This window comes from Streptomyces aurantiacus (genome assembly GCF_001418335.1).
GTDB classification, from domain to species: Bacteria; Actinomycetota; Actinomycetes; order Streptomycetales; family Streptomycetaceae; genus Streptomyces; species Streptomyces aurantiacus.
Genome location: NZ_LIPP01000494.1, coordinates 1 through 3,198, shown reverse-complemented (window position 1 = coordinate 3,198; position 3,198 = coordinate 1). Strand labels below are relative to the sequence as shown.

2 protein-coding genes are annotated in these 3,198 nt (G+C 75.2%); both read right to left on the bottom strand.

Annotation, left to right across the window (positions count from 1 at the left end):
- On the bottom strand, positions 1-1,660 hold a 1,660-nt coding region (locus AOK01_RS39370), incomplete at its 3' end, for an FtsX-like permease family protein (protein WP_342671095.1).
- Positions 1,653-3,198 (bottom strand): ABC transporter permease (locus AOK01_RS39365; protein ID WP_245702610.1); only part of this gene is annotated, 1,546 nt, incomplete at its 5' end. The genes AOK01_RS39365 and AOK01_RS39370, both read right to left, overlap by 8 nt.

Sequence of the window (3,198 nt, the reverse complement as noted above, 5' to 3'; positions counted from 1 at the left end):
GCCGGCGCAGGGGCAGCGGATAGAGCCGGACCAGGACCAGCGCGGCGATCACACCGATCAGCACCGGCGCCAGCGCGACGAGTTGATCACCGGAGGCGGAGGCGTTCAGGTCCGCCGGGTCGCCGGAGTCGGCCACCCCTGCGGAACCGCCCGACGTTCCCCGGCTCCGCAGCGCGAACACCGCCGCCGACGCCAGCACCAGCAGGGTGAGTTCGACGACGGTACGGCGCCGCGAGGGGCGTACGGACGCGAGGTCCTCGCGGGCTCCGTGGACGCGTACGGCACGGTGGGTGATCCAGGCGCGCACCGGAAGCATGCCGCAGGCGAGGAGCGCGACCGCGGCGGCGGTCCAGGCGGCGTACGACAGCCGGCCGTACGGGACGGCGAGCAGCGCGGCCCCGAGACCGAGCGCGGCAGCCGGTATCGCCACCACCGCCGTCTCGGCGAACAGCCGTGCCGTGAGACCGCGCAGGGAGACGCCGCGGGCGCGCAGGAGGGCCAGTTCGCCGCGGCGGCGGTCGGCGGCGAGACCACCCGCCATGAGGAGCACGACGACCGCGACCGTGGCGCTGCCGAAGGCGGCGACGGCGACCAGGGGACGGATGCCGGAACGGAGTTCGGCGTACGAGGTGAGGACGTCGTCGAGCTCGGTGCTCACGTCGGCCACCGGGTCCGTGAACGCGCGCACCTTCAGCAGACCGGGCCCGGACTCCAACGCGGCGATCGAGCCGGCCAGGCGGGTCAGGTCGTTCGCGGCCAGCGCGGAGGCCGCCGGAGCCAGCTGCCAGTAACGGGCGGGAGCGCCGGGGGTGCCGAGGAGCGCGGGCGCCGCCTCCGGAGCCAGGAGGAGCGCGCCGAGCCAGTACGTGCTCGGCTCGGGGCCCTGGGTGGGGAGTTGCCTGAGGGACGGGGTGCGCAGGACGGGCTGCGTCGCCCAGTACGCCCCCTCGCGGTCGCGCGGGGCGACGATGCCGGTGATACGCACGGCGAGCGGGGCGCGTTCGACGGCGGGCACGTGGATCACCGAATCCACCTTGATCCGAAGCCGCCCGGCGGTCTCCGTGGTGACCGCGGCCTCCAGCTCCGGGGCCGCGGCGGTCACCGTGCCGTCGGTGCGCGGCAGCCGGCCCGCCCGCAACCGCGCGTGTTCGGCGAGGCCTTCGTGCGCGGCGAGGACCATCTGCGCGGGCAGTCCGCTCGGCCTCGGCAGCCACTTCTCCGCCGCCTCAAGGGGTTTGGTGGTGCGCACGCCGTACGTGGACTGCGCGGGGTCGGCGGCCAGGGGCCGTTCGACGACGTCCAGGATGCCCTCGTACTGCTCGCGCAGCGCGGCCGGGCGCAGGCCGGCCTCGCGTTCTCCCTGCGTGGCGCCGAGTTTCGGCGGCGGGGCCGACACCTGTACGGACGTCCTGCTCGCCGTGGCGTCGGCGACCGCCCGGCGCAGGCCGGCGTCCTCGTAACGGTCGACGGCACGCGGGAACGACGCGGCCAGGCAGACGCTCGCCGTCACCAGCAGGGCGAGGGCGACGGCGGCGCCGGGCGCGGCGCGCAGCCGGGTACGGATCCAGGGGGCGACGGGGCGTTCGACGCCCAGACGTGGGACGCCCCGACGTACGGAGGTACGACGTGCGAAGGTCCACCGGCGGCCCACCTCATTCACCTCCCTGTTCGTGCAGTACGCGCAGCGACCGGAGCGACGAGGCCGCGTCGCCCCGCCGCAGCACCAGCACCGCGGTGACGATCAGCGGCGCCACCACCAGCGCGGCCAGCAGGAACGCGACCTGCGTGAGAGGCAGTTCCACCAGCACCTCCGGTACCGGCCGGGTGGCCCGGGACGTCAGCACGATCAACGGAATCACCGCCCGGGTCAGCACCGCTCCCAGCGCCACCCCCACCACCAGGGCCAGCGCCACCAGCACGCCCTGCTCGGCCGCGACCAGCCGGGCCAGCTGACGGCGCGGCGCCCCCAGCGCGCGGAGCAGCGCGAACTCGGCGCTCCGCTCCCGCAGCGAGCCGGCCGTACTCACCGCGAAGCCGACCGCGGCCAGCGCGGCGGCGACCACGGACGCCGCGGTGAACGCGGCCTGGGGCCCCGCCCCGAACGGATCGTCCCGCAGCCGTTCCGCGATCTCGTCGCGCACGACGACCTGCGACGGTTCGACGTCGGGCCGTTCGCGCAGCTCCGCCGCGACCTGTGAGGTGGCGCCGGGCGCGGTCCGCAGCCACCACTCGCTGGGCGCGACGCTTTCCCCGTAGCGCGCGTCCAGCACCCGGTTCACGGACCGCAGATCGACCAGCAGGGCCCCGCCGGAGGTGGTCCCGGCGCCCGGATCCTGCGTGGTCGAGCCCTGCGTGGTCGGCAGCGCGCGTACGCTCTCCACGATCCGTACCGGTACGGCCGAGCCGCCGAAGGGGACGTCCAGCCGTTCGCCCTTGCGCGCGCCCGCGGCGGCCAGGAAGTCGTCGGTCGCCACGGCCTCCACTTCGGGTGCGGCGGGCCGCTCCGCCTGGAGCCGGATCGTCAACGACGCGCTCTCCCAGGGGGTTTCCCGGGGGATGTACCCCGTTCCGTAGCTCACCGTCAGTGGGCTCCGGGACTGCACGTCCGGGCGCGTGGGGGTGTTGCCCGCCTCGGGGTCCGCCGTGGTGTTGTTGTTCGCGGACGTCACCTTCCAGGAGGTGGGCTCCGCCAGCCGCCGCTCGGTTCCGCCGGCTCCCGTGGCCGTCAACCGCTCCACGGACAGCCGGTGTTCCTCGGCGCGCCCGGTCGGCTGGGACATGTCCAGCTGCGCCCCGGTCAGCGAGAGTGGTTCGGCGGCCCGGTCGGTCGGGGCCCGTTCGCCCTGCGCCAGTTCGAGGGTGAGGCGGTGTGCCTTGCCATCGGCGGGGAGGTCGCCTGCGGACATGCGGTAGGGCGTGCCGTACCGGTCCTCCAGGGTCACGGTCACGTCGGCGGACATCTTGGAGCGGTACGCCGCCGGGTCCGCCGGGTCCGATGAGTTCGACGAGTCCGTGTGGGAAGGGCTCGCGGTCGCACGGAGACGCAGGGTCAGTTCCAGGCTCGTGCTCCCCTTCGGCAGTTCCACGCCCACCGGGTCCGTGTGCCCCGGGCCGAGCCCGGCCGGCAGCTGCCCGGTCGGCTTCCCCGCCAGGTCCCCGCGCATCAGCATCGCTACGGCGTCCCCGTCCCCGTCCCCG